At 56.8% G+C, this 21,800-nt stretch carries 22 protein-coding genes, 1 pseudogene and 1 riboswitch; of the genes and pseudogenes, 3 read left to right on the top strand and 20 right to left on the bottom strand.

The window, feature by feature from the left end; genetic code table 11:
* Positions 1-41: 41 nt before the first annotated feature.
* The 11 genes and pseudogenes from COHPA_RS0119435 to metA form a co-directional block, all read right to left on the bottom strand.
* Positions 42-431 carry a hypothetical protein gene (locus COHPA_RS0119435; RefSeq protein WP_027087814.1) on the bottom strand — a complete coding sequence of 130 codons (390 nt, stop codon included), beginning with the start codon at positions 429-431 and terminating at the stop codon, positions 42-44.
* 135 nt (positions 432-566) lie between these two features.
* Entirely contained in the window at positions 567-899 is a 333-nt protein-coding gene (locus COHPA_RS0119430) for a heme oxygenase (RefSeq protein ID WP_027087813.1), read from the bottom strand.
* 222 nt (positions 900-1,121) lie between these two features.
* Positions 1,122-1,472, bottom strand: coding sequence for a thioredoxin family protein (locus COHPA_RS0119425; RefSeq protein WP_027087812.1), 351 nt, complete (start codon positions 1,470-1,472; stop codon positions 1,122-1,124).
* Between the two features lie 34 nt (positions 1,473-1,506).
* Positions 1,507-3,141 (bottom strand): oligosaccharide flippase family protein, encoded by a 1,635-nt coding sequence (locus COHPA_RS0119420; protein WP_027087811.1) that lies wholly within the window; start codon positions 3,139-3,141, stop codon positions 1,507-1,509.
* Positions 3,142-3,159: 18 nt separating this feature from the next.
* Positions 3,160-3,737 (bottom strand): annotated as a pseudogene (locus COHPA_RS23835) (ThuA domain-containing protein).
* Positions 3,738-3,765: 28 nt separating this feature from the next.
* Positions 3,766-4,521 carry a Cof-type HAD-IIB family hydrolase gene (locus tag COHPA_RS0119405; protein WP_027087809.1) on the bottom strand — a complete coding sequence of 252 codons (756 nt, stop codon included), beginning with the start codon at positions 4,519-4,521 and terminating at the stop codon, positions 3,766-3,768.
* Between the two features lie 69 nt (positions 4,522-4,590).
* The gene (gene mqnC / locus COHPA_RS0119400) at positions 4,591-5,730 is read right to left on the bottom strand and encodes a cyclic dehypoxanthinyl futalosine synthase (RefSeq protein ID WP_027087808.1); all 1,140 of its coding nucleotides are present in this window, start codon (positions 5,728-5,730) and stop codon (positions 4,591-4,593) included.
* Positions 5,731-5,812: 82 nt separating this feature from the next.
* Complete coding sequence (locus COHPA_RS0119395; protein WP_027087807.1) at positions 5,813-7,192, bottom strand: EAL domain-containing protein; 1,380 nt, start codon at positions 7,190-7,192, stop codon at positions 5,813-5,815.
* 124 nt (positions 7,193-7,316) lie between these two features.
* On the bottom strand, positions 7,317-8,504 hold the full coding sequence (locus tag COHPA_RS0119390; RefSeq protein WP_035121433.1) for a MalY/PatB family protein: 1,188 nt from the start codon (positions 8,502-8,504) through the stop codon (positions 7,317-7,319).
* An 18-nt stretch (positions 8,505-8,522) separates the two neighbouring features.
* Positions 8,523-9,680, bottom strand: coding sequence for an aminotransferase class I/II-fold pyridoxal phosphate-dependent enzyme (locus tag COHPA_RS0119385; RefSeq protein ID WP_027087805.1), 1,158 nt, complete (start codon positions 9,678-9,680; stop codon positions 8,523-8,525).
* 35 nt (positions 9,681-9,715) lie between these two features.
* Positions 9,716-10,657: a homoserine O-acetyltransferase MetA gene (metA, locus tag COHPA_RS0119380; RefSeq protein WP_027087804.1), complete on the bottom strand. Its 942-nt coding sequence runs from the start codon at positions 10,655-10,657 to the stop codon at positions 9,716-9,718.
* Between the two features lie 91 nt (positions 10,658-10,748).
* Positions 10,749-10,861, bottom strand: a riboswitch (SAM riboswitch).
* Positions 10,862-11,242: 381 nt separating this feature from the next.
* Between metA and corA the strand changes: the two genes are divergently transcribed.
* Positions 11,243-12,178: a magnesium/cobalt transporter CorA gene (gene corA / locus COHPA_RS0119375; protein ID WP_027087803.1), complete on the top strand. Its 936-nt coding sequence runs from the start codon at positions 11,243-11,245 to the stop codon at positions 12,176-12,178.
* Between the two features lie 61 nt (positions 12,179-12,239).
* Here corA and COHPA_RS0119370 read toward each other — a convergent pair whose 3' ends face one another.
* On the bottom strand, positions 12,240-13,625 hold the full coding sequence (locus COHPA_RS0119370; protein WP_027087802.1) for an MATE family efflux transporter: 1,386 nt from the start codon (positions 13,623-13,625) through the stop codon (positions 12,240-12,242).
* 114 nt (positions 13,626-13,739) lie between these two features.
* Positions 13,740-14,744, bottom strand: coding sequence for an HRDC domain-containing protein (locus tag COHPA_RS0119365; protein WP_027087801.1), 1,005 nt, complete (start codon positions 14,742-14,744; stop codon positions 13,740-13,742).
* Between the two features lie 240 nt (positions 14,745-14,984).
* Between COHPA_RS0119365 and COHPA_RS0119360 the strand changes: the two genes are divergently transcribed.
* Positions 14,985-15,275, top strand: coding sequence for a DUF3055 domain-containing protein (locus COHPA_RS0119360; RefSeq protein WP_027087800.1), 291 nt, complete (start codon positions 14,985-14,987; stop codon positions 15,273-15,275).
* A gap of 60 nt (positions 15,276-15,335) precedes the next feature.
* Complete coding sequence (locus COHPA_RS0119355; RefSeq protein ID WP_027087799.1) at positions 15,336-15,584, top strand: hypothetical protein; 249 nt, start codon at positions 15,336-15,338, stop codon at positions 15,582-15,584.
* Here the strand turns inward: COHPA_RS0119355 and COHPA_RS24625 are convergent.
* The 7 genes from COHPA_RS24625 to COHPA_RS0119320 all read right to left on the bottom strand — a co-directional run bounded on the left by COHPA_RS24625 (position 15,581) and on the right by COHPA_RS0119320 (position 21,758).
* Positions 15,581-17,068: a phosphodiester glycosidase family protein gene (locus tag COHPA_RS24625; RefSeq protein WP_084760809.1), complete on the bottom strand. Its 1,488-nt coding sequence runs from the start codon at positions 17,066-17,068 to the stop codon at positions 15,581-15,583. The two genes, COHPA_RS0119355 and COHPA_RS24625, sit on opposite strands and share 4 nt — an antisense overlap.
* Before the next feature lie 290 nt (positions 17,069-17,358).
* Positions 17,359-18,225 carry a 5'-3' exonuclease gene (locus COHPA_RS0119345; protein ID WP_027087797.1) on the bottom strand — a complete coding sequence of 289 codons (867 nt, stop codon included), beginning with the start codon at positions 18,223-18,225 and terminating at the stop codon, positions 17,359-17,361.
* A 78-nt stretch (positions 18,226-18,303) separates the two neighbouring features.
* The gene (locus tag COHPA_RS0119340; RefSeq protein ID WP_027087796.1) at positions 18,304-19,530 is read right to left on the bottom strand and encodes an aminotransferase class I/II-fold pyridoxal phosphate-dependent enzyme; all 1,227 of its coding nucleotides are present in this window, start codon (positions 19,528-19,530) and stop codon (positions 18,304-18,306) included.
* Entirely contained in the window at positions 19,527-19,907 is a 381-nt protein-coding gene (locus COHPA_RS0119335) for a Spx/MgsR family RNA polymerase-binding regulatory protein (protein ID WP_027087795.1), read from the bottom strand. Before COHPA_RS0119335 ends, COHPA_RS0119340 begins: the two co-directional genes overlap by 4 nt.
* A complete protein-coding gene (locus COHPA_RS0119330) occupies positions 19,904-20,884 on the bottom strand; it encodes an RluA family pseudouridine synthase (RefSeq protein ID WP_027087794.1) in 981 nt (326 codons plus the stop codon). The genes COHPA_RS0119335 and COHPA_RS0119330 overlap by 4 nt, the downstream gene beginning before the upstream one ends.
* A 3-nt stretch (positions 20,885-20,887) precedes the next feature.
* Positions 20,888-21,466, bottom strand: coding sequence for a cob(I)yrinic acid a,c-diamide adenosyltransferase (locus COHPA_RS0119325; protein WP_027087793.1), 579 nt, complete (start codon positions 21,464-21,466; stop codon positions 20,888-20,890).
* 100 nt (positions 21,467-21,566) lie between these two features.
* Positions 21,567-21,758 (bottom strand): aspartyl-phosphate phosphatase Spo0E family protein, encoded by a 192-nt coding sequence (locus COHPA_RS0119320; protein WP_027087792.1) that lies wholly within the window; start codon positions 21,756-21,758, stop codon positions 21,567-21,569.
* Positions 21,759-21,800 lie beyond the last annotated feature (42 nt).

The raw sequence follows: 21,800 nt of genomic DNA, 5'->3' as shown, positions 1-21,800 counted from the left end.
ATCATCCGCGAGACCTCGTTTTACCAGCTTCGATGCCGCAACTAGTTGCGAGCAAATACTTTTTTATCGAAAAATACCAGGGTCGTGAAGAGAATGATGCCCAGGAGCAAGATGGATGCGGTCGAAATAAACAAAATCGTGGTGAGCGTGGTCTCGTTTTTATAGTAAATAAGCATACTAAGCGGCATAAGACCGCCGCCGATCAGACTGGTCCATGCGTGCAGCTTAGCCGTTCTCTTCATGCTGACTTCTTTGAACACATAATAAAAAATACCGTATGCGAAAAGGGTTAACCAGCCGACCACCAGAATATGGGCGTGGCCTGGAACCATGGAATAATCTTTTCTCCCCGCCAGATCCGATCCGATCATCGCGCCGATCAAGGAATACACTGCCGATATACGAATCAGCCATTTCGCGTAGTTTGACAAATGATTTCCGCTCCTTCAATTCGTTTTTCACTCTCGATCAGTTCCATTTGCCGCAACCGGCCGCCGGTTTATTCCCGGCGACTGGTTGCCATACAGCGACGCGAAACATAGCCTTGCGACCCTGTCTTGGCATTGTTATTTGGCAATTTCTTTTAGAGATGCCACTTCGTACGTAATGATCTCGCTTCCCAATACGGGAGATTCTTTACTTGCTGACTCTGAGCCCGGCTCAGGACGTTTGTGCGCCGATTTAAAGGCATCGCTATTCCTCCAGGCTGTAAAGGAATCCGCGGTTTCCCAGTACATATTTACGTTTAACTCATCATAATCGGTTAAGTTCTGTGTCAACAAAACTTCTACTTTCACGAAGCCTTCGAAAGTGTCTAGCGGACCTGGCGCTGTAAAACTCGGCGCCATTGCCGCACCCATTCCTTTTTTCACTTTAATTCTGTTCGTGACGACGATCATTCTTATCCTCCCCTTCTTATATTTGACACATGTGTCAAAATGATAATGCCGACACTTAGTTTGTGCCATGCAAGATCAGTTTATCAAAAAAACAAAAGCAATAACAAGCGATGGATTAACGAATCGAGGTTTGGCGACTTACAAAAAAACCACATGGAGCCGCGAAGCTCACATGTAGCCATGGGATTATAGCCTTCTTATTCAGTTTCCTGTCGAATCCGCTCAAGCCTGGGAGGGCAATTCGTTCGATACCGCCACCGCGCGGTCCAGGAACTGCTCGATCTCCTCGCGCGTCTTGCGGAGCTTGCTGACGAACCGGACAACCTCTTGGCCGCCCTTGAACGCGATAAAGCTCGGAATGCCGAGGATGTTAAGCTCGCTGCACAAGTCGGCCATATCGTCCCGATCGATCTCCGCCATCGTCAGCCGGTCGGCGTAAGCCGCTTCGACATCCGCGATGAAAGGGTCGATGAAATGGCAATCTTTGCACCAAGTCGTCTTGAACACGACGACCGCCAGTTGATCTCCGGCGACGAACTCGCGAAATTGAGACTCCTCCGTTAATCGTTGCATGTTTATTTCCTCCCTTAGATTGAACGTAAATGGATTATGCCCCCCTGCCGGCGCGCGATGCGCGCAGCTTCAAGAACGGGGACAACAGCTTGCGAACCGGGCGCGGATAGCCCGCGATCTCTTCCGCTGTGACGACGCGCAGCAGCACGAGCAGCGCCGGATACAGCACGGCAATCGCGCCGCCCATAACCGCGCAAGCGAAGAGGAACGCGACTTTGTCCGGCACGGCGCCTCTTACGGTCGCGAGGACGATCCATTCGAGCAGCGCGATCGCCCCTGCGACGATGCCCGTCGTCAGCAGGAATCCGGTCCAACGGTTGCCGATAATGCGGATTTGCGTGCGTTTCTTCAAGCTTAGAATGTTGAACGTCATCGCCCAGATGAAGCATACCGTCGTCGCGGCTATGATGCCGTACACCCCGAAGGCCGGAGCGAGCGCGAAGCTGAGGATGACTTTAATCAGTATTCCCGTCAAGGCATGCATCGTCGCTTTTTTCGGTTGGCCGATCCCCAGCAAGATCGAGTTCGTAACCATCATTCCGATCTGGAAAATGGTGCCTAGCGTCAAGAATGCGACGATCGCGCTGCCTTCCGGCTTCTCGAATAGCAAGCCGTTTACGCTGTAAGCGCCGACCCCTAGCATCAGAATGATCGGCATGCCGCTGTACAGCGCAATTCGAACCGCCAGCGACGCTTGCTTGCCGACGCGGTCCCGGTCGTTCATCGCGTGCGCGGAGGAGATGATCGGAATGATCGATTGGCAAAGCGCGATCGCCAGAACGACGGGAATGCCCGCGATCGACTGGGCGTTCATGCCTAGCACCGCCCACCAGTGCTCGATCTTCAGCGTGTCGAAGTGTCCTTCCGAGAGCGGATTCACCATATAAGTATCCATCGTGAACAGCAATTGCACGGTAACCGAAGTCATGACGATCGGAATGGACAAGCGGAACAGCTCGCGATAGATCGTCTTCAGGCGAAGCTTGCGCGAAGGGTCCGTCCCTTGGCGCGGCTGCGTCCGGTCGATTCTCTTCAGCCTGCGGGCGTAATAGACCATGACGGCGAACGCGGCAATGCTGCCGAATACGCTGCCTAGCACCGCTCCGGCCGCGATGCCTTTGTCGTTCAACGGATTCGCGGAGTAAATGGCGTACGCGATCGCGACGGCGGCAATAACGCGGGCGAATTGCTCTACGATCTGCGAGACCGCTCCCGCCGTCATGAACTGCCGCCCTTGGAAATAGCCCCGTACCATCGCGATCATCGGAAACAGCAGCAACGATGGCGCGATGGCCCGCAATGACGCGGCCGCATCCGGCTTGCCGAGTATCGCCTTCGCGATGAAAGGCGCGAGCACGATCATGAGCAGCGTAATGACGACACCCGCCACGGCGCCGAAAAGCAACGCCGCACGGTACACCTGTTGGGCCTCTCCGATTTTGCCTAGCGCATAACGCTCCGACACCATCTTGCTGATCGCGCTCGGGATGCCTGCGGTCGCAACCATCAAAAGCAACAGATACAGGTTATTCGCCGAATTGAAGTAGCCGTTGCCTACGTCATTAAGAATATAGTCCAGCGGTACCCGCTGGAAAATGCCGAGCGCGCGGGCGATGAGCGCGGCAGCAGCCAGAATAAGCGTGCTTTTGAGCAAAGTGTCTTTTTTCAACGTGATCTAATCCTCTGTTTAGCCGATCGGCTCTAATGGTTGGTGATTGCCGCGAACGGGGACGCCGGCGCCCGAAGGCGCGGCCCAATGGACGCCGTTAGCGATAATACGGCGAACGATCGGATGATAGTAGGTCGGATAGGTTTCGTGTCCGGGACGGAAGTAGAAGATTTTCCCTTGGCCGCGTCGGAACGTGCAGCCGGAACGGAACACTTCTCCTCCCTCGAACCAGCTGACATAAATCAGCTCGTCGGGCGCGGGAATATCGAAGTGCTCGCCGTACATCTCCTCGGGCTTCAGCTCGAAATATTCCGGCACTCCGCGGGCAATCGGGTGCGAAGGGTCGACGGTCCATATCCGTTCTTTCTCGTGCGCTTCGCGCCACTTCAATCCGCAGTCCGTACCCATCAGCTTCTTGAAAATTTTCGAATAATGGCCCGAATGCAATACGATAAGCCCCATTCCGCCCATTACCCGCTCGTATACGCGATCAATCCGTCCGCAATGACGCGATGAATGCCGTCCGGATAAACTTGGCGAACGGCATCGTTCTCTTGCTCGTGCTTGAATTCGTTCCATACGGTAACGCGAATCATTCGGACACCTCCGCAAGGATGAGTCTGATTAGTCCCGCAGCACGTAGTTCCGGATCGCTTGCGCTACGCCGTCTTCCTGATGATGACCCGTAACGACGTCCGCCGCGGCTTTGACATCGTCTTGAGCGTTGCCCATCGCGACGCCGAGCCCCGCTTCCCGAATCGCAGCGATGTCGTTCAAGCTGTCGCCGACGGCGACGACTTCGGACATCTCGAACCCATTCATCCGGCATACTTCCCTCAGCGCCGACGCCTTGGAGACGCCTGCCGGATTGATCTCGATGTTGTAGGGAGAAGAGTTGCTGAGCTCCAGCCCCTCGATGGCGCGAACCTGTTCGAGAATGGAGCCAAGCAGCGCGGTATCTTCGGTATAGTAGCCGAATTTGAGCCAGTCGTGCGACGGCGTATCGTCCACCCAGCGTTCCTTGTTGTATATCGCTTGCGTCGTATACGCCCAGAACCAAGCCTCGCCATGCCGCTCTGCGATCGCGTGCAGCTTCATCACTTTATCCGCGGCCAGCAGCGTCCGCTTGTGAATCGAGTGCGGCTTCGTCCAGATCTCGCCGCCGTTAACGGTAATCATCGGGGTCTCCAGCCCTAACTGATCCGCGAAGGGCAACGCGCTGACGAAGCCGCGGCCGGTCGACACGCATACCGTTATGCCCGCATCCGCCGCTCGTTTCACCCACTCCGCGTTCGTCTCGCTGATCTCGCTTCGATCATTGAGCAGCGTACCGTCCAAATCTAGCGCCAGCAGCTTGTATTGTCCCGTCTGATTTGCCAAAGAAATTCGGACTCCCCTTCGAAATAAGCTCCGAGCAGGCACTCGCGCCTGACTCGGAGCTTCATTCTGTTAATTTTGCATGATGTAGTCTTTGGCGACCGTCTCGTTCACGTCGTCGTAGACTTTAAGAATGTGATACTTCGTATTGCGCTGTGCGGGAACTTTGCCCGCTTCGCGAATGAGCTTAAGAATAAGTTCGATATTCACTTTATGCGTCGTGCCCGCCGCGGATACGACGTTCTCTTCGATCATCGTGCTGCCGAAATCGTTGCAGCCGTACGAGAGCGACAGCTTGCCGATTTCCGGCCCCATCGTAACCCAAGAGGATTGGAAGTTATCGATATTGTCGAGCGCGATCCTGCTGATCGCGAGCGTCTTTAAGTATTCCTCCGGCGTCGCTTTCTCGCGCTTCATATTCGTATTCTCCGGCTGGAACGTCCATGGAATGAACGCAAGGAAGCCCGGCGAAGGATAGCCGTTATTCAAGCATTCGTCTTGCGCCTCGCGTACGCGGAGCAAGTGGAGCGCGCGCTCCTCCATCGACTCGCCGAAGCCGATGACCATCGTCGCGGTCGTGTTCATGCCGAGCTTGTGCGCCGTCGTCATGACGTCCATCCAGTCGCGCCAAGAGCCTTTAAGACGGCTGATTTTCTTGCGGGTCCGGTCGTCCAATATTTCCGCTCCGCCGCCCGGGAGCGAATCCAGTCCCGCTTCGTGCAACTGGCGAACGACGTCTTCGAGAGGGATGTTGCCCGCAACGTCTTGCATCTTGCGGATTTCCGCCGGAGAGAACGAGTGCATCGTAATGGACGGGAAGCGTTGCTTGATCGCGCGCAGCAAATCCAAGTAATAGCTGAACGGCAGATCCGGATTCGTCCCGCCTTGCATGAGAATTTCGGTGCCTCCGACGTCGATCGTCTCCTGAATTTTCTGGAAGATGACCTCGTCGGGCAGCACGTAGCCTTCATTCGAGCCCGGCGCGCGGTAGAACGCGCAAAACCGGCAATATACGTCGCATACGTTCGTGTAATTCACGTTGCGGCCGACTACAAACGTCGTGATCGGATCCGGGTGGCGACGCAGCATGATCTGGTTCGCGGTATGCCCGAGCTTCTCGATTTGGTCGCTTTCGAACAAGGCTACGATATCGTCTAGCTGCAGACGTTCGCCTTGCAGCGCCTGATGTAAAATCCGGTCGATCTGATTCATTGCCGGATCCTCCTTCTTGCATGTCATTAACCTGCGTTAAAAAGCTTATCCCATCGTAACACAAAAACACCGCGGGGTCACCTTAAGAGGCGACTTCACCGCGGCGGTGTTGAATGCGCGCTTTCGTTTCCTTGAACATGTCTCTCTCATGCTCGTGAAGCAGCACGTTGGGCTTCGCGAAGTAGAAGCCTTGTCCCATCTTGATGTCCAGACGGAACAGCACGTCCATCTCTTCTTCCCGCTCCACGCCCTCGGCCACGAGCTCGCATTTAATTTCCCGGGCGGCGTTCACGAACGCCTTGAGCAGGCTTTCCTTGATCGCGATGCGGTCCACGTGCTGAATGACCGACCGATCGATCTTGATCAGCTCCGGCACCAGCTCCCCGATCAACTGGATGCTCGAGTAGCCCGAGCCTGCGTCATCGACGGCGAACCGGAATCCGTGCTTGCGGTACGTCTGCAAAATATCGACCATCGCCCTGAAGTTCGTCACTTCGTGGCGTTCCGTAATTTCGAAGTAAATTTGCCCCGGGCTAAGCGGCGGGTGCTTCTCCAATAATTTGAGCACGTGCGACAGGAAAAGCGGATGCGACAGGGTGACCGCGGTCACGTTAAGGAATACGGGCTCGCGTATTCGGCGCGACGCGATCTCTTCGATCGAACGCCGCACGACCAGAAACTCCAATCTCGTGAGCAGCCTAGCCTGCGAAGCGAATTGGAACAGCTCGTCCGGGAAATGAAGGATCGAGTTCTCCGGCCCTCGGGTTAGTATCTCCCATCCATGCACGTCGCCGCTCGTCAAGTCCATGATCGGCTGGGCGAGCACCGTGATGTTGCCCGTCTCCAGAATATGCTCCATCTGACCGCGAAGCTGCTTCATCTGGGACGTCATGACGCCGGTTGCCAATGCCAATGCGCTTTGATACGCTTCGGCGAGCGAATCTTGCGTCTTGCGGTCGCCTCTCGCTTTCGCGATCGGAACGTACGCGGATGCGATATGCAAGCAATTGCGCCATTCCGGCAGCGAACCGGCCAGACCGATTTCAAGCGTTTGCTTGATTTCGTTCAGCACCGCCGTCAACCGTTCCGGAACGAGCTCTTTGCGGTAATCGTCCGAGCTCTCGTCCGTGCTGGCGATCAACGCGTAATCCGTCAGCGAGAATTGATGAAGCGCGATAACCCGTTGGTCTCCAAGCAAGCGGAGCGCCGCGATGCGAAGATGCCTGCGGCAACCGTCCTGCAATTGGGACCATACTTCATCGGACACTTCGTCCTGCAAATGGGAGAAATCCAGGCGGAACAACGCCAAATAACATTCTTTGCTCTGCGTTAGCTCCTTGGAAAGCAGAGAAAGAACGGGTCGTCTAAACGTAAATTCCGGAGAAAAAAACTTCAATGAGCGATCCGGAAGCGTCATCTTGAATGCGAGGGCTATACGGCCGAGTATCGCTTGGACATTCACGTTATCCTCATCCTTACCTGTCAGGTGGCACTATTGTAGCATGAATTCCCCATCCGTAATAGGCAAATATGGAAGAAAACCGCGGGATCTCGCATTATCCCGCGGTTTTTGTAAGAAGTTACAATTAGGATTGAACGCCTAGCCGATCCGCGGCCCGGGCGAACTGTTCGAGCGCCTGGAGCAGAAGCGAACGCGGGCACGCGAAGTTTACGCGCAAGCTCCCCGCGCCTTGCTTGCCGAAGATCGAGCCCTCCGTGAAGGCGACTCCGGCTTCCTCGAACATCAGCTTCTTCAGTTGCTGCGGACTGTTCGAGATCGCGCTGCAGTCGAGCCAAGCCATATACGTGCCTTCCGGCCGCATGACTTTAATCTGCGGGAGACGCCGCGAGACGAACTCGATCAGCGCGTTCAAGTTTCCTTCCAAGTAGACGAGCAATTGGTCGAGCCATTCGTCCCCGTGCTTATAGCTGGTCTCCATCGCCGTAATGCCGAAGTAGCTTTCCATATGAAGAGAGAGCGTCTTGAGCAGCGCGTTGTACTTGGCTCTGCGGCCTTCGTTCGCGATAACGACGGCCGCGCACTGCAGACCCGCAAGATTGAACGTCTTGCTCGGTGCGATGCAGGTCATCGTCCGCTGCGCGGCATCTTCCGACAGCGAGGCGAACGGAACATGCTTATGGCCAGGGAACACAAGATCGTGATGAATTTCGTCCGCCACGACGAGCAGATCGTACTTACGGGCGATGTCGGCGACGCGCTGCAGTTCTTCGCGCGTCCATACGCGTCCGCCGGGATTGTGCGGCGTGCAGAGCAGCAGCATCTTGGCGCCTTCCTTCGCCTGCCGCTCCAGCAACTCGCAATCCATGACGTAACGCCCGTCGTCCTGCAAGATTAACGCGTTATCGACGACGGTCCGACCGTTCGACTTAATCACGTCGTAGAACGGATAATACACGGGCGACTGCAAGATGACGCTATCGCCCGGATTCGTGAAGGCGAGCACCATCAAGCTAAGCGCGGGCACGATGCCCGGAGAGGAAGAGAGCCACTCCTGCTTGACGCTCCAGCCATGGCGTCTTTCGAGCCAGCCGATGATCGCGTCGTAATAGCCTTGCGTGCGAATCGTGTAGCCGTAGACGCCCTCTTCGGCGCGCGAGACGATCGCGTCAACCACCTCTTGCGGCGGCCGAAAATCCATGTCGGCGACCCACAGAGGCAAGATATCCTTCCGTCCGAACAGCTTTTCGGACTGATCCCATTTATAAGAAGCTTTGCCCGTTCGGTCGATCCGTTCGTCGAAATCGTATTGTATCGCCATGCGTTCACCCTCTTATCCGTTAATTTCGCGTTCAGCCGCTTCGATCGCCTGCTTGAGATCGGCGATGATATCGTCGATGTGCTCGATGCCGACCGAGAAGCGCAGCAGCTTATCGTCGACGCCGACGCTCTCGCGGATTTCGAGCGGAATGTCCGCATGCGTCTGCACGGCCGGGTACGTCATCAGCGACTCTACCCCGCCCAAGCTTTCCGCGAACGCGACCAGCTTAATATGGCGCAAGATCGGCTCGATCGTTCTGGCATCCTTCATCTTGAAGGAGAAAATGCCGGTGTTGCCCGACGATTGGGCGTTCTGGACTTCATGACCCGGATGCGAAGGCAAACCCGGATAGAACACTTCTTGCACGGCCGGGTGGGCTTGCAGCCACTCCGCCACGCGGGTGGCGTTGTATTGATGGCGTTCCATGCGCAGCGCGAGCGTCTTCATCCCTCTCATCAGCAGCCAGGAATCCTGCGCCCCTAGCACGGCGCCGATCGAATTGTGCAGGAATCCGATCTGCGCGGACAGCTCCTGCCCTTTCGTGACGATAAGGCCGGCGAGCACGTCGTTGTGGCCGCCTAAATACTTCGTCGCGCTATGGATGACGATGTCGGCGCCAAGCTCGATCGGGCGCTGCAAGTACGGCGTTAGCAGCGTATTGTCGACGATCGTGAGCAGGCCGTGCTTGCGCGCCCATGCGGATACCTTGGCCAGATCGGTAATCATCATGAGCGGGTTCGTCGGCGTCTCGATCAGCACGGCTTTCGTGTTCGGCGTGCGCTTGGTCTCCAGCGCGTCGATATCGTTCGTGTCCACGTAAGATGCGGTGACGCCGAACCGGGTCATGATCTTCTCGATCAGGCGGTATGTACCCCCGTACAGATCGAGGGAGACGAGCAAATGATCGCCTTGGCTGAACATCGCGAATATCGTTTGCAGCGCGGCCATGCCGGTGCTGCACGCGAAGCCCGCATCCCCGCTTTCCAGGTCGGCGACGGCGTCTTCCAATACCGACCTTGTCGGATTCTTCGTGCGGGAATAATCGAACCCCGTGCTTTGTCCGAGCTTCGGGTGACGGAACGCGGTCGCGTTATAGATCGGGAAGCTTACGGCTCCCGTGTCCGGATCGTTCTGCGACCCGATTTGGGCCAGACGGCTTTCGATGTTCATTGTTCCAATAGCCTCCATTCTAATTAAAAAAACCTTCAGATGGAATAGTTCCCTACGTAAGGATTGGCCCTGCCTAGCTCGTATGGCGTTGCTTGGTAGACGAAGTAATTCAGCCAGTTCGAGAAAAGCAGGTTCGCGTGAGCCCGCCAGGTCGACACCGGTTGTTTGCTCGGATCGTCCTTCGGGTAGTAGTTGCGGGGCACATGGATGCGAAGCCCCTTGGCGACGTCGCGGTCGTATTCCCACTTAAGGGACGTCGAGTCATATTCGGAATGGCCGGTAACGAAAATTTGCTTGCCGTCGGACGAAGCTACGATATACACGCCCGCATCGTCGGATTCGGACAGAATGACGAGTCCGGGAACTTTCTCGATGTCCTCGCGGCGCACCTCGGTATGTCGTGACTGCGGCACGAAAAATTGCTCGTCGAAGCCGCGAAGCAGTTTGTCTTTCGGAGTCGTGACGCGGTGGGCGAACACTCCGAACATTTTCTCGTCCAAATCGTGCTTAGGCACGCCGTAATGATGGTACAACCCGGCCTGCGCGCCCCAACAAATATGGAACGTAGAGGTGACGTTGTCCACGCTCCAGTCCATGATTTGCTTTAATTCTTCCCAATACGTGACATCCTCGAACGACAAATGCTCGACCGGCGCGCCGGTAATGATCATGCCGTCGTATTTCTCGTCCGAGATTTCGTCGAACGTCTTGTAGAACGTCTCGAGATGCTCGGATGACGTATTCTTGGACACGTGGGTTTTCGGATGGAGCAGCACGGCTTCCACCTGCAGCGGCGTATTGCCGATCAGCCGAAGCAACTGCGTCTCCGTCGTTTCCTTCGTCGGCATTAAATTCAATATCGCAATGCGCAACGGTCGAATATCCTGATGGTAGGCTACGCTTTCGTCCATGACGAAGATGTTCTCTTCCGCTAGTACTTCCTTCGCCGGCAAGTTGTCCGGTACTTTGATCGGCATGTTCGTTCCTCCCCGCTCTAACTTCTGATGACATAATAAAAACGACCCTTACTTAAGAAGGGTCGTGTAACAGGTAACGTACGCGGCGCCCTTCTCATCTGTCAGAAACATTGCTGTTTCCGCAAGAATTAGCACCGTGCGTCATGGGTGACGCCGGTTGCCGGGCTTCATCGGGCTAGTCCCTCCGCCTGCTCTTGATAAGATGGCAAAACTCGTATTCAGTTGTAGGTTAAGCTAACCTTAATGTACCCGAAATCGCCGGACCCGTCAAGCCGCCGGGCAACGCGTAACGGTGTCGTATTTTCTCCTTGAAAGGGAACTGGGGTGAGGATTATACTTATCACGTTAACCGCGCGGTACGAGCGCAAGATGAACGGAGCAAAGGGGGAAGCCGCAATGGAAGGCGATACGCCCAGTCCTAATGGGAGCATCAGCTATATGAACGCAGGATGGTATTCCGATTATGCGCAGGGAAACCCTTCCAGACCGGCTTCATCGCTTGTCCGGTAAGGCTTCCCGATCACGCGCGGATGTCGTCCTGCATGAACGTTCGAACTTCAGCGATCATGCAAAGGAGCGAATCCTATGAAAATCAGGCTCGTGAACAACGGCGTATTCACGCCGATCGAGGATATTAACGAAACGCTGCTGCCTCCGTCCAACGGCTTTTATTGGATCGATGCCGACATCGACGACCTTATCGTCCTGCAGCCTTTATTCGGCTTGCACGACCTTGCCGTCGAGGACTGCATGACGGAGGAAGAACAGCGGCCCAAGCTTGAAATTTACGAGAACCAATATTTCCTCGTGATCAACAGCATCCGATTCGACGACGAAGAAATCTTCTTGCGCGCGCTGAACATTTTCCTAGGCCGTCATTATTTGATTACCGTCACGCGCACGAAGATCAACGAGTTGCGCAGCGTCAAGCCGATCCTCTGGGAACAAGAGGTTAATACGGCCGACCGCTTCCTCTACCATCTCGTCGACCTTGTCGTCGACAACTACTTCTCAGTAGGCGACCGGATCGAGGCGCGCATCGAAAGTCTTGAGGAAGATATCCTCATGCATACGAAGAAGTCCCATCTGACGGAGATCATCGGTCTGCGAAGCGAAATTCTGTGGCTGAAGAAAGTGCTCGGACCGCAGCGCGACGTGATCAGCACGCTGAACCGCAAAGAGCTTCGGCTGATCGACGACCAGCTTCAGAAGTATTTCGGCGACATTCACGAGAACGCCGTTAAGATATCCGAGACGTTCGAGACGTACCGCGATCTGATGGCGAACTTGCGGGAAGCGTACCAGTCGAGCCTCGCGAACCGGGCGAACGAAATCATGCGCGTGTTTACCGCATTAACGACGATCTTCATGCCTCTTACTTTCATTACGGGCATTTACGGGATGAACTTCGATTTCATTCCCGGCATGCATTATCATTACGGCTCGATCGTTCTGATCGTTCTTATGACGTTCATCGGCATCGGAATGTTCTATCTGTTCCGCAAGAAGGATTGGCTATGACGGGAACGAAATAAGGAGCAAGGAATTCGCGGTTCCGCGAAAGTTCCTTGCTCCTTTGTTGTTATACCGTTACTCCGGCCTGCGCCGCGCCGATGCCGTCCAACTTCGGAGCAGCTTGCTCGGCAAGCTTGCCGGATTTCCGGTGCTTGCGCCAGCGGAACCACATGACGACGCCCCGCGTATATTCGTCGAGAATCATGCCGACATATACGCCGTACAACCCCCACTCCATCGATAAGCCCAGCGCGTAGGACAGCCCGAATGCGAGAATCCACATGCATGGCAGCGAGACCATCATCGAATACCGGGCGTCGCCGATCGCGCTTACCGATTGCCCGAGCGCCATGTTCAGCATCTTGCCGGGCTGCAGGATCAAGTTGAGCCACAACAGTTTAATCGCCGTGTCGATGATCCAAGCGTCTTCGGTGAAGTAGTTCAGAATCGACTCGCGGAACACGAGCATGATTCCCGTATTCAGCGTGACGAGGAGAAGGCCGATCCACAAGGCGCGATAACAGCAGTTATACGCATCCTTGAACTTGCCCGCTCCGAAGAAGTAGGCGACTTGAATTTGCGCGGCGATGGCCAGCGACCATCCGACGGTGAACGCGAACGATTCCATCGTATTCATGTATGTTCTGGCCGCTAGCTCGTTCGTGCCCATAATGCCGATAATGCTGAAGATCGCCAGCTGGGATAACGTCCACGACGCACCGTTCAAGCTCATCGGCCAACCGATGCGCAGCACATCCTTAAGCAGTCTGATCTTGTACTGCAGGAACTCTCTCCAGGCGATTTTCGATCCGAACGCGTGCCGGAACAACCGAATGAGCACGAGTACCCCGAGCAATCTGACGATTACAGTCGAGAGCGCGACGCCGGTCAGTCCCCACTTCGGAAAGCCGAGCGCGCCGAAAATAAAGCAAGCGTTCAGGATGACGTGCAGGATGTTCATGCCGAACGCGATATACATCGGCGATTTCGTATCGCCCGTATTGCGAACGCAAGTGCTAAGCGCTACGTTAAGCGCGGTCAGAATCATCCCCGCTCCGACGATCGTCATATAGTCGTCGGCCAGCGGCAAAATCTCGGCAGGTACGTTAAGCGCCTCCGCTAGCGAACCCGCGGAGAAGAAGATCGCCACGCTGACGATGACGCCAAGGATACTCGTAATCATAATGGCCATCGTGCCGAGCATACGCGCGTCGCGATGCTGCCCCGCGCCTAGCCGTTGCGCGATCAAGATGCCCGCTCCGCTCGTTACGAGCATGAATACGACCATAACCGCGTTGAAAAACTGGTTCGCAAAGCCGACGACGGCTACCGCATCGTTGGAGATGCGGCTCACCATCAGCGTATCGGCCGTACCGATCGCGAATTGCAGGAACATCTCGATCATGATCGGCCAAGATAACGTCCATAAGGACATTTTAGATTCGGTTTTCATTCTGACTGTGCCTCCGGTGTACTTTTCGCAGTTCCTGCCTACTATAACACGCGTTCAGATGCCGGAGAAGGTAACACAGCCGCCGTTTAACCCTGAACGTTCCCGTATCCGGCCTTATATCGCCGTTCTGCTCGTTCGGCGGAACCGAATCCGCGCCATTCTCAGCTTTACGTACTGACGCTCCGTTTCTTGTTCATTCGTGCGAACGTCGCCGTATACTTTGCGAAGGAGCGGCTTTAAGTACTTATCGCCGAGCTCGCCGAGCGCCGACTCGATCTGGCGGACCTCCTCCTCCGAGAGCCCGGACAGCTCTTGGTTCACGACGGACAGAACGTCGTATCCTTCCTCGTCGAGCTTCTCGATTCTTTCGACCAATGCACGCCGCGGGCAATTCAACGCGGATTCAAGCTGCTCCAACGTCCGGCCGTCCCGGATTCCGTATAGCAGCGCGCGCTTCTCTCGCACGGCGGCCAGCGCCTTCCCGTGCTTCTCTTCCTTCAGGCCGAATAGCCAGACGGACAGCTGCTCGGCGGATACGGCTTCGGGTACCCAGCCCGCCAACGGGAACTTGCGCTGCCGCTCCTCGTCTTTCAACTCGTCGATCAGCTCGTTGCCGTACTTGTCCGCCTTCGCTTTGCCGAAGCCGGGAATTTCGAGCAGTTCCTCGATCGTCCGGGGCAAAAATACGGCCAGCATCTGCAGCTCCCGGTTCGTCGCGATCAAGTAAGCGGACTTCTTCTCCGCGGACGCCTTCGCACGCCGCCACTGTCTCAGCTTGTCCACCGTCTCGCCGGCCTCTTGCATGTCCGCGTAGCATTGCAGCAACTGCGGCAACGCAGGACGGCGCTCCCAGAACGGCGTCTCCTCCAGCATGCCGTCGATGAGCGGCCGGAAGCCTTGTTTCATCTTCCCGGCAACGCCGTGCCGGAATGCCGCGAGCAGCTCCTCCCAGCTCATCCCTTCATACCAGACGTCCTCCTCGGACGTCTCGCTTGCGTCAGCGGACCGCCACCCCGCATTCCATATGCCCTGCTGCTCTCCGATGAATACGTGCGCCCGCTCCTCCTGACCGCCCTGAATAGCCACCCGTTCGAATTGATTCAGAAATACGACGTTCATCATGGCTCCTCCTCTTGCCGTACGACGGCGATATGGTCGTTCAAGCCGCAGCGTTCGGAGGAGGCTGTCCGCGTGACATCAACGCAAAAAAGCACCCCCCGCCGAATCGGCGATGAGGTGCTTCCTCTCTCCTGCTAACATGAACAATTCCACATTATCAAAATTGTTAACGTTAGGCAATACCCCTGCGTTGCTTTATAATGGGGACAGCGACTTGCGCCAAGGAGGATTCATTCCGCAATGAAAGATTTCGATTATCTATCCGATTCCACCGAACAGACGACAACCCGGTTCGTGACGTTCATCACGCCTAGCTTAAAGCGATTCGATCTGGCGATCTTGACGACGAACCGGTTCTACGGCAAAAAGCTCGTCACCGACTTGCAGTTCGGCCGCAGCGCGATTCTAGGGCCAGACGATCTCGAAGAGGAGGGCGTGCTCGAATCCGTCTTCCGCATTACCGAAGAGGAAGCAGGCGAGCTTGCCCAGTTTCTCGTGCTCGTGCTCGGAGCCGTTAATTTCACCGACTAAGCCGGCGGCGATCGGGGCATCCTGTGTGGAAACTCAACCGACTCCAGGGAGGTTTCCGACATGCTACCGTTCCGTTCGAAGAAGAGCCGAAGGCCGGTCGAAGACGACGTCATTATCGAGAAAGTCCGGGTGGAGCTGGCCAGCGAAGAGTTTCCGGAAGGTCCGTACGGAGCCGTCCTTCCTTCGCCCTCGCTTGGGAAGAGCACGCCTTGGAGAGGTAACCAAAGCGCCGCGAATCCCTACGATTACGAGAACAAACAGCTCCATGAAGATCTGGATCGGGTCTATCCGGGCGATAAGGACGCCTAATGGATCAGTCCGACGCCGAAGAGCAGCGAATTGCTGATCTGCCGCCCCGGCGCAGTCAGCATTCGCCCTGCGGCGAATAGACCGGACGATGCGCCTCCGTCCAGATTCATCCCCTGCGCGGCGCCGGCCGCGCGAAGAATTTCTCCCAAATCTTTAATCGTCGCGTTATTGACCGTCACGATCACGACGCTGCCGTCTTTGCGGATTCCGATTCCGCTTCGGGCTGCCGGCGTACTTAATATTTTCTCCTGTTTGAACCCTTCGGTTACCGCATCGTTGTATGCTTGTCCGTCTTTGAGCACGCGAGGTCCCGCTCCGACGGCGGTGACGACGTCTCCCCAATCGATTTCTTTCCCGTTCATATCCGTATACTTCAGCCGATAATGGATTCTTTTACCGACCTCGAACTTCGCGCGAAGCGACTTGCGTTCCGCTCCGTTCAGCACGACGACGAAACCGTCCCGCGGAATCGCGACATCCGTGTCCTCGGCAATTTGAGCGACTACGCCTGCTTTGACCACGACGGCCGTCCCGTAGGCGAAACCGAGCTTGGCGCCCCGCGCGGGCGTGAACAGGATCGAGGAATTGCCTTCGGGATTCGGCGTACGGTTCGCGAACGTCGCGTACCAGTTGTTCGGGTAGGTATAGCTGCCGTTGCCGCCGCCTTGAATTTTGATTCGCAGCGTATCCATCTTCGCCCGGCCGTCGGCGGTAAACCCGATCGTCGTGCCGTAATTGCCCAGGTGTACGGCTTCTCCGTCTTTGATCAGGTTGCCTAGCGGTTCCTGCGGGTCGCCTTCTTCGTCGTAAGCTTCGAAGAACGTCCCGTTAACGGCGAAATCCGCTTTGCGCCGGGCGGCGAGACTCTTCAGCGCTTCGACTTTGCCGACCGCGTTGCCCGCCAAGCCGATATCGACGGGCATTCCTTTCGGGATCGTGACGGTGTGCACGTCGAACGTCTTCTTGCCGACTTTGATTTTGCGCAGCTCGGCTTTTGGTTGCGTTGTCAGCTTCACCGATACGGCGTCGGCGATCTGTATTCTCGCAGCGCAGGTGTATGCTTGGAACGCGCCGTCCGGCTCTTGCTTCCATCCTTTGGCGATGACGGCTGCTTCGCCTTTGGCGAGCGGGACGACGAGTCCGTCTCCGGTCACCCTCGCGACCTTCGCGTTCGAGACCGAGTAGGCGCTGTCGGCGGGCGAGCGGATCAGCGCGGCTAAATCCATGCGCTTATTGAGCGGAATTCGGATGACTTCCGCCGGGCAGGCGAACGGGGATACGGGACCTTGCGACGCCGATCCCGACGCTTCGGACGGGCTGCCCAGCGGCGCGGAAGGAGCGACGGGATTCGGCACGGTCGGCGGCGCGGGCGGTACGGGTGCCGTCGGACTTGCCGGTCCGGCCACTTCCGCATAGGAACCGGTCATCAGCATACCGGCGCATAAGGTTAAGGCGATGATTTGCTTCAACGTTCTTGTCCTCATCTTTGCACAAAGACCTCATCTCTATTTAGTGACACCGCGCGATCTTATTTCTTCGAAACTCGGTCCATCGGCGCATTTAATGACACCACGCGATCTTATTTCCTTGAAACTCGGTCCATCGGTGCATTTAATGACACCGCGCGATCTTATTTCTTCGAAACTCGGTCCATCGGCACATTTAGTGACACCGCGAGATCTTATTTCCTCGAAACTCGGTCCATCGGCGCATTTAGAGGCACATTTACCTCTATTTCCTCGAGTATCCGCCACAGCGGCGCATTTAGAGGCACTTACGATACCGCGATCAACTTGCCGACTTCTTTCACGAGGCTGTTGAATTCGAGCTCCTCGAACAATGCGGCAATCTTCGCTTGCTCAGGGCGCCATACGCACTGTTCCGGCGTGCAGTTGACCGGCGCATCGAGCATGATCGTCGCCAGCTCTCGGCATAGGTGGAGCATCTCGACGTCTGCTTCGATTTTCGCTCTGACGCCCTTCGGCAGCTCGGCCAAGTTCTCGAGAATGCCTTCGATCGAGGCGTAATCGTTCAGCAGCTTCGTCGCCGTCTTCTCGCCGATGCCGCGCACTCCCGGGTAGTTGTCGGACGTGTCGCCGATCAGCCCCTTAAGATCGATGAACTGTTGGGCGGTCAGCCGCTTCTCCGCGAGCAACGTCTCCGGATCGTAGACCGCGTAGTTGGACGGACCTTTTTTCATGATGGCGACTTTCACTCGCTCGTCCACGAGCTGCAGCATATCATGGTCGCCGGTCAGAATATACACGTCCATATGCGAACTGAGCTGACGGGATAACGTGCCGATGCAGTCGTCCGCTTCATAGCCGACCATGCCGATATTCGGAATGTCGAACCCGCTGACGACGTCTTTCACCAGGTCGAACTGCGGAATCAAGTCCTGCGGCGCATCCGGACGATTGCCTTTGTAATCCGCGAACTTGTCGGTGCGCAGCGTCTTGCTGCCCATGTCCCAGCAGCAAACGACGTGCGTCGGCCGGAACTCGCGGCAAGCGTCCAGCAAATATTTCACGAAGCCGTAGACGGCGTTCGTCGGAAGTCCCGCTTTCGTCTTGCGGATATAACCGCCGTAAGCATTGGCGTAGTAGCCGCGGAACAACAACGCCATACCGTCGACGAGCATGACTCTATCCTTCGATGTTTGCAATCCATTCCGCCCCAATACGATAAAATAAATAGCGATAATCTACCGTTAATTCTATCATTCGAGCCCGGACTTCTCTACCGCATGCCGCGAGAAGTTATTGACATCTTCGCTCCGCATAAATTCCCCGACCCTGCGAGCCGCCTCCCGCAGCCGTTCCTCCGGCTCGACGAGCGCGAGCCGCACGTAGCCTTCTCCCCGTTCCCCGAAAGCGTTGCCCGGAATCGTGGCGACCCCCGTCGACTCGAGCAAAGCTTGCGAAAACTTGCGAGACGTCCAGCCTGCCGGAACCGGCGCCCAGAGGAACATCGTCGCGGCGGGCGACGGCACGTTCCAACCGTACGATCTAAGCGCGCCGACGAATGCGTCCCTGCGCCGCTCGTATAACGCAGCGACCGGTCGCGGAGCTGTCATATCCTGCTCCAATGCCGCGATTCCCGCTTCTTGCGTCGCGAGGAAGACGCCGAAGTCGATTTGATTTTTGAGCGCGCGAAGCGATGCCAAGATGTCGCGGTTGCCTACGGCAAAGCCGATGCGCGTGCCGGCCATATGGAAAGACTTCGATAACGAATGGAACTCGATCGCCACGTCGAACGCGCCGGGAACCTCCAGCACGCTCGGGGGCTTCGCGCCTTCGAACGCCATCTCGCTGTATGCGTTATCGTGAACGAGCAGCACGCCGTGCTTCCGCGCGGCGTGTACCGCCCTCTCGAAGAAAGCCAAGTCGGCGGTGACGGAGAGCGGGTTGCTCGGGTAGTTCAAGATCATGAACTTCACGCGCCGCCATACCGCTTCGGAAACGGCTTCGAAATCAGGCAAATAGCCGTTCGCCGCGTCAAGCGGAAGCGGAATCGCCTCGACGCCGGCAACCGCCAGTCCTGCTCCGTACACCGGATAGCCGGGGTCGGGCAGCAAAGCCGCATCGCCCGGGTCCGTGATCGCGAGCGCCAGGTGTCCCAGCCCGTCCTGAGTTCCCATCAACGAGACGATCTCGCGATCCGGGTCCAGCTCGACGTTAAACCGGTATTTGAACCATTCCGCGACCTTGCGGCGGAACCCGAACGTCCCCTCCGTTCCCGGATAGCTGTAGCTGTCCGGTTTCATCGCTGCGGCAGCCAAAGCCTCGCGTATGTTCTCGGCGGGAGGTTGATCCGGACTCCCGATATCAAGGCTGATCACCTCGATCCCCCGCTCCCTCGCTTCGCGCTTCCAGCCCGCCACTTCGGCGAATATCGCCGATCCGAGCCGATCGAGCCGCTGCGACCGCAGCGACAAGCGCGTCATCGTCCACCCCAAGCGGCGCTGAAGTCAGGCTCGCGATGGCCGACCGTAACGCGCTTGCCGTCGCTAACGACCGGGCGCTTGATCAGCATGCCGTTCGAAGCGAGCAGCTTGATCTTCTCCGATTCGGAAAGCTGCTTCATCTTGTCCTTCAAGCCCATCTCGCGGTATGCTTCGCCCGACGTATTGAACCATTTGCCGATCGGCAATCCGCTGAGCGCGATAAGGTCGGTCAGCTCATCGACCGTAGGGGGCTGCTCCCGAATATCTTGATCGTCCAACGTATAACCGATTTGCCGCAGCTGTTTGTTAGCAAGCTTGCAAGTGCTGCAAACCGGTAAATGGTATACTTTCAAGGTTTTATCCATAGAAGTTGTCATGTGCGTAAGTGCTCCTCTCCCATGTTGCGCAGCTCCCTTTCAAGCCGCTGCAAGTCGTCCGGCAACGCCGCCGCAAGATGCAATCGCTCGCCGGTTACCGGATGGTCGAAACCAAGGCTAATCGCATGAAGCGCCTGCCTGTCGATCGCCCCCGACAGCCGCGCCGCCAGCGGCGAATCGTTCCATCGTTCCACCGTATAATAGCCGTCTCCGATAAGAGGACATCCGATCGACGTCATATGAACGCGAATCTGGTGGGTGCGTCCCGTTCCGAGGCGAATGTCGAGCGCGCATGCTAATTCTCCGTAGGCTTCGGCCACTTCGTAGAACGTCAAGGAACGCGCCCCGTCCTCGCGCACGACGCGCCGATGCGGGTCCTCGTCCTGACGTCCGATCGGCTTATTGATCTCGCCTTTCGGCTCGGGCGGACGGCCGTACGCGTAAGCCCGATATCGCTTGTCGATCTTGTCCTCCGTCATCTGCGCGGCGAGCTGCATGTGCGCGTACTTGTGCTTCGCGACGATGATAAGGCCGGACGTATGCTCGTCCAGCCGATTGACCGGGCGAAACCGCACGCGTTCGCCTCGTGTCTGCCAGTAGTGTACGATCCCGTTGGCGAGCGTGTTCAGATACCGTCCCGTCGTCGGATGAACGATCACCCCGGCCGGTTTATTAACGACGAGAATATGCTCGTCCTCATAGGCGATATCGATCTCCATCTCCTGCGGCATGATATCGTCCGACGTCTCCGTCTCCATCCGGAGTTCGATGACGTCTCCCGCGGACACCTTGTCGTAAGGCATCGCTTTCGCGCCGTTGACGGTCAACCCTTCCTCCGACGTCTTAAGGCGTATCATCAGCCGCCTCGAGATGCCGATCCGCTTGCGCAGCACATCGCGCAGGTTTCGGCCCTCGTCCGAGGCTTCAGCGACGAATACGAGCGGGGTGTAATACTCCGTAGACTGTTCGCCCGACACTAGCTACGACCTCCGTCTGAATACGATCGCGCCGCGTTCATACTCGACGTCCTGCGTCCCGAGCAGCGCGTTCGCCGCGCGAGCGGCGGCAAAGAAATAATCGGACAGCCGATTCACGTACTTGACGACCGGCTGCGGGCACGGTTGCACCGCCGCGAGCGCGACAACTCTTCGCTCCGCGCGGCGGCAGACGGTCCGGCAGACGTGCAGCGCCGCTGCCTGCTCGCTCCCGCCGGGGAGAATGAACCGCGCGAGAGGCGGCGTTTGATCCGAGTACCGATCGATCCATTGCTCCAATTGGGCAGCCATTTCGTCCGTCACTTTCATTTTCTCGTGTACCGGCGACGCATAGCTTAAATCCGACCCGCAATCGAACAGCTCGTGCTGTATAACCGTTAGCTGCGCGAGCATGTCGTTCCAATGTCCGTCGTTGTCCCTTCCGATGATGGCCGCCGCTTGTCCGACGGCCGCATTAAGCTCGTCGATCGTTCCGTAAGCTTCCACGCGTGCGTCGTCCTTCGCCACCCGCGCTCCGATGACCGACGTTTTGCCCTCATCGCCCGTTCTCGTATAAATTCTCATCCCCGTTAACCCCCCGCGTTCGTTACTCGATAGCCTAACTATAGCACAATCGCCCGCTTGCAAAAGAGACCCGGCGAAAGCTCGCCGAGTCCCTTGGCCCTTATGATGTACGGGCGGATTGCTTCATATATTCGTTGATTTTATCGTCAAGCTGGCGACTGATCTCCATGACTCGTTCCGCAGTAAGGGACAGCTCGCGCATGAACGTATCGGACATCCGCTGACGCAGCTCGTCGATCTCTTCCGACAGCCATTGCTTATGCATCGCACTGTCATGCTCCGCCGCTTCCATGTTCCTACTCCCCCTCGTCTGCAGGATGACACAAAACATGGT

Origin of the sequence: Cohnella panacarvi Gsoil 349, from assembly GCF_000515335.1 — a bacterium.
Taxonomy (GTDB): Bacteria; Bacillota; Bacilli; order Paenibacillales; family Paenibacillaceae; genus Cohnella; species Cohnella panacarvi.
This window is presented reverse-complemented; position numbering and strand designations above follow the sequence as displayed.

Bases quoted from the DNA above. Each gene is read 5' to 3' on its own strand.
- COHPA_RS0119335 (WP_027087795.1), bottom strand. From the start codon at position 19,907: ATGACAACTTCTATGGATAAAACCTTGAAAGTATACCATTTACCGGTT.
- COHPA_RS0119430 (WP_027087813.1), bottom strand. From the start codon at position 899: ATGATCGTCGTCACGAACAGAATTAAAGTGAAAAAAGGAATGGGTGCG.
- mqnC (WP_027087808.1), bottom strand. From the start codon at position 5,730: ATGAATCAGATCGACCGGATTTTACATCAGGCGCTGCAAGGCGAACGT.
- COHPA_RS0119370 (WP_027087802.1), bottom strand. From the start codon at position 13,625: ATGAAAACCGAATCTAAAATGTCCTTATGGACGTTATCTTGGCCGATC.
- COHPA_RS0119385 (WP_027087805.1), bottom strand. From the start codon at position 9,680: ATGAACATCGAAAGCCGTCTGGCCCAAATCGGGTCGCAGAACGATCCG.
- COHPA_RS0119345 (WP_027087797.1), bottom strand. From the start codon at position 18,225: ATGCTCGTCGACGGTATGGCGTTGTTGTTCCGCGGCTACTACGCCAAT.
- corA (WP_027087803.1), top strand. From the start codon at position 11,243: ATGAAAATCAGGCTCGTGAACAACGGCGTATTCACGCCGATCGAGGAT.
- COHPA_RS0119320 (WP_027087792.1), bottom strand. From the start codon at position 21,758: ATGGAAGCGGCGGAGCATGACAGTGCGATGCATAAGCAATGGCTGTCG.
- COHPA_RS0119340 (WP_027087796.1), bottom strand. From the start codon at position 19,530: ATGACGCGCTTGTCGCTGCGGTCGCAGCGGCTCGATCGGCTCGGATCG.
- metA (WP_027087804.1), bottom strand. From the start codon at position 10,657: ATGCCGATCAAAGTACCGGACAACTTGCCGGCGAAGGAAGTACTAGCG.
- COHPA_RS0119360 (WP_027087800.1), top strand. From the start codon at position 14,985: ATGAAAGATTTCGATTATCTATCCGATTCCACCGAACAGACGACAACC.
- COHPA_RS0119355 (WP_027087799.1), top strand. From the start codon at position 15,336: ATGCTACCGTTCCGTTCGAAGAAGAGCCGAAGGCCGGTCGAAGACGAC.
- COHPA_RS0119325 (WP_027087793.1), bottom strand. From the start codon at position 21,466: ATGAGAATTTATACGAGAACGGGCGATGAGGGCAAAACGTCGGTCATC.
- COHPA_RS24625 (WP_084760809.1), bottom strand. From the start codon at position 17,068: ATGAGGACAAGAACGTTGAAGCAAATCATCGCCTTAACCTTATGCGCC.
- COHPA_RS0119365 (WP_027087801.1), bottom strand. From the start codon at position 14,744: ATGAACGTCGTATTTCTGAATCAATTCGAACGGGTGGCTATTCAGGGC.
- COHPA_RS0119425 (WP_027087812.1), bottom strand. From the start codon at position 1,472: ATGCAACGATTAACGGAGGAGTCTCAATTTCGCGAGTTCGTCGCCGGA.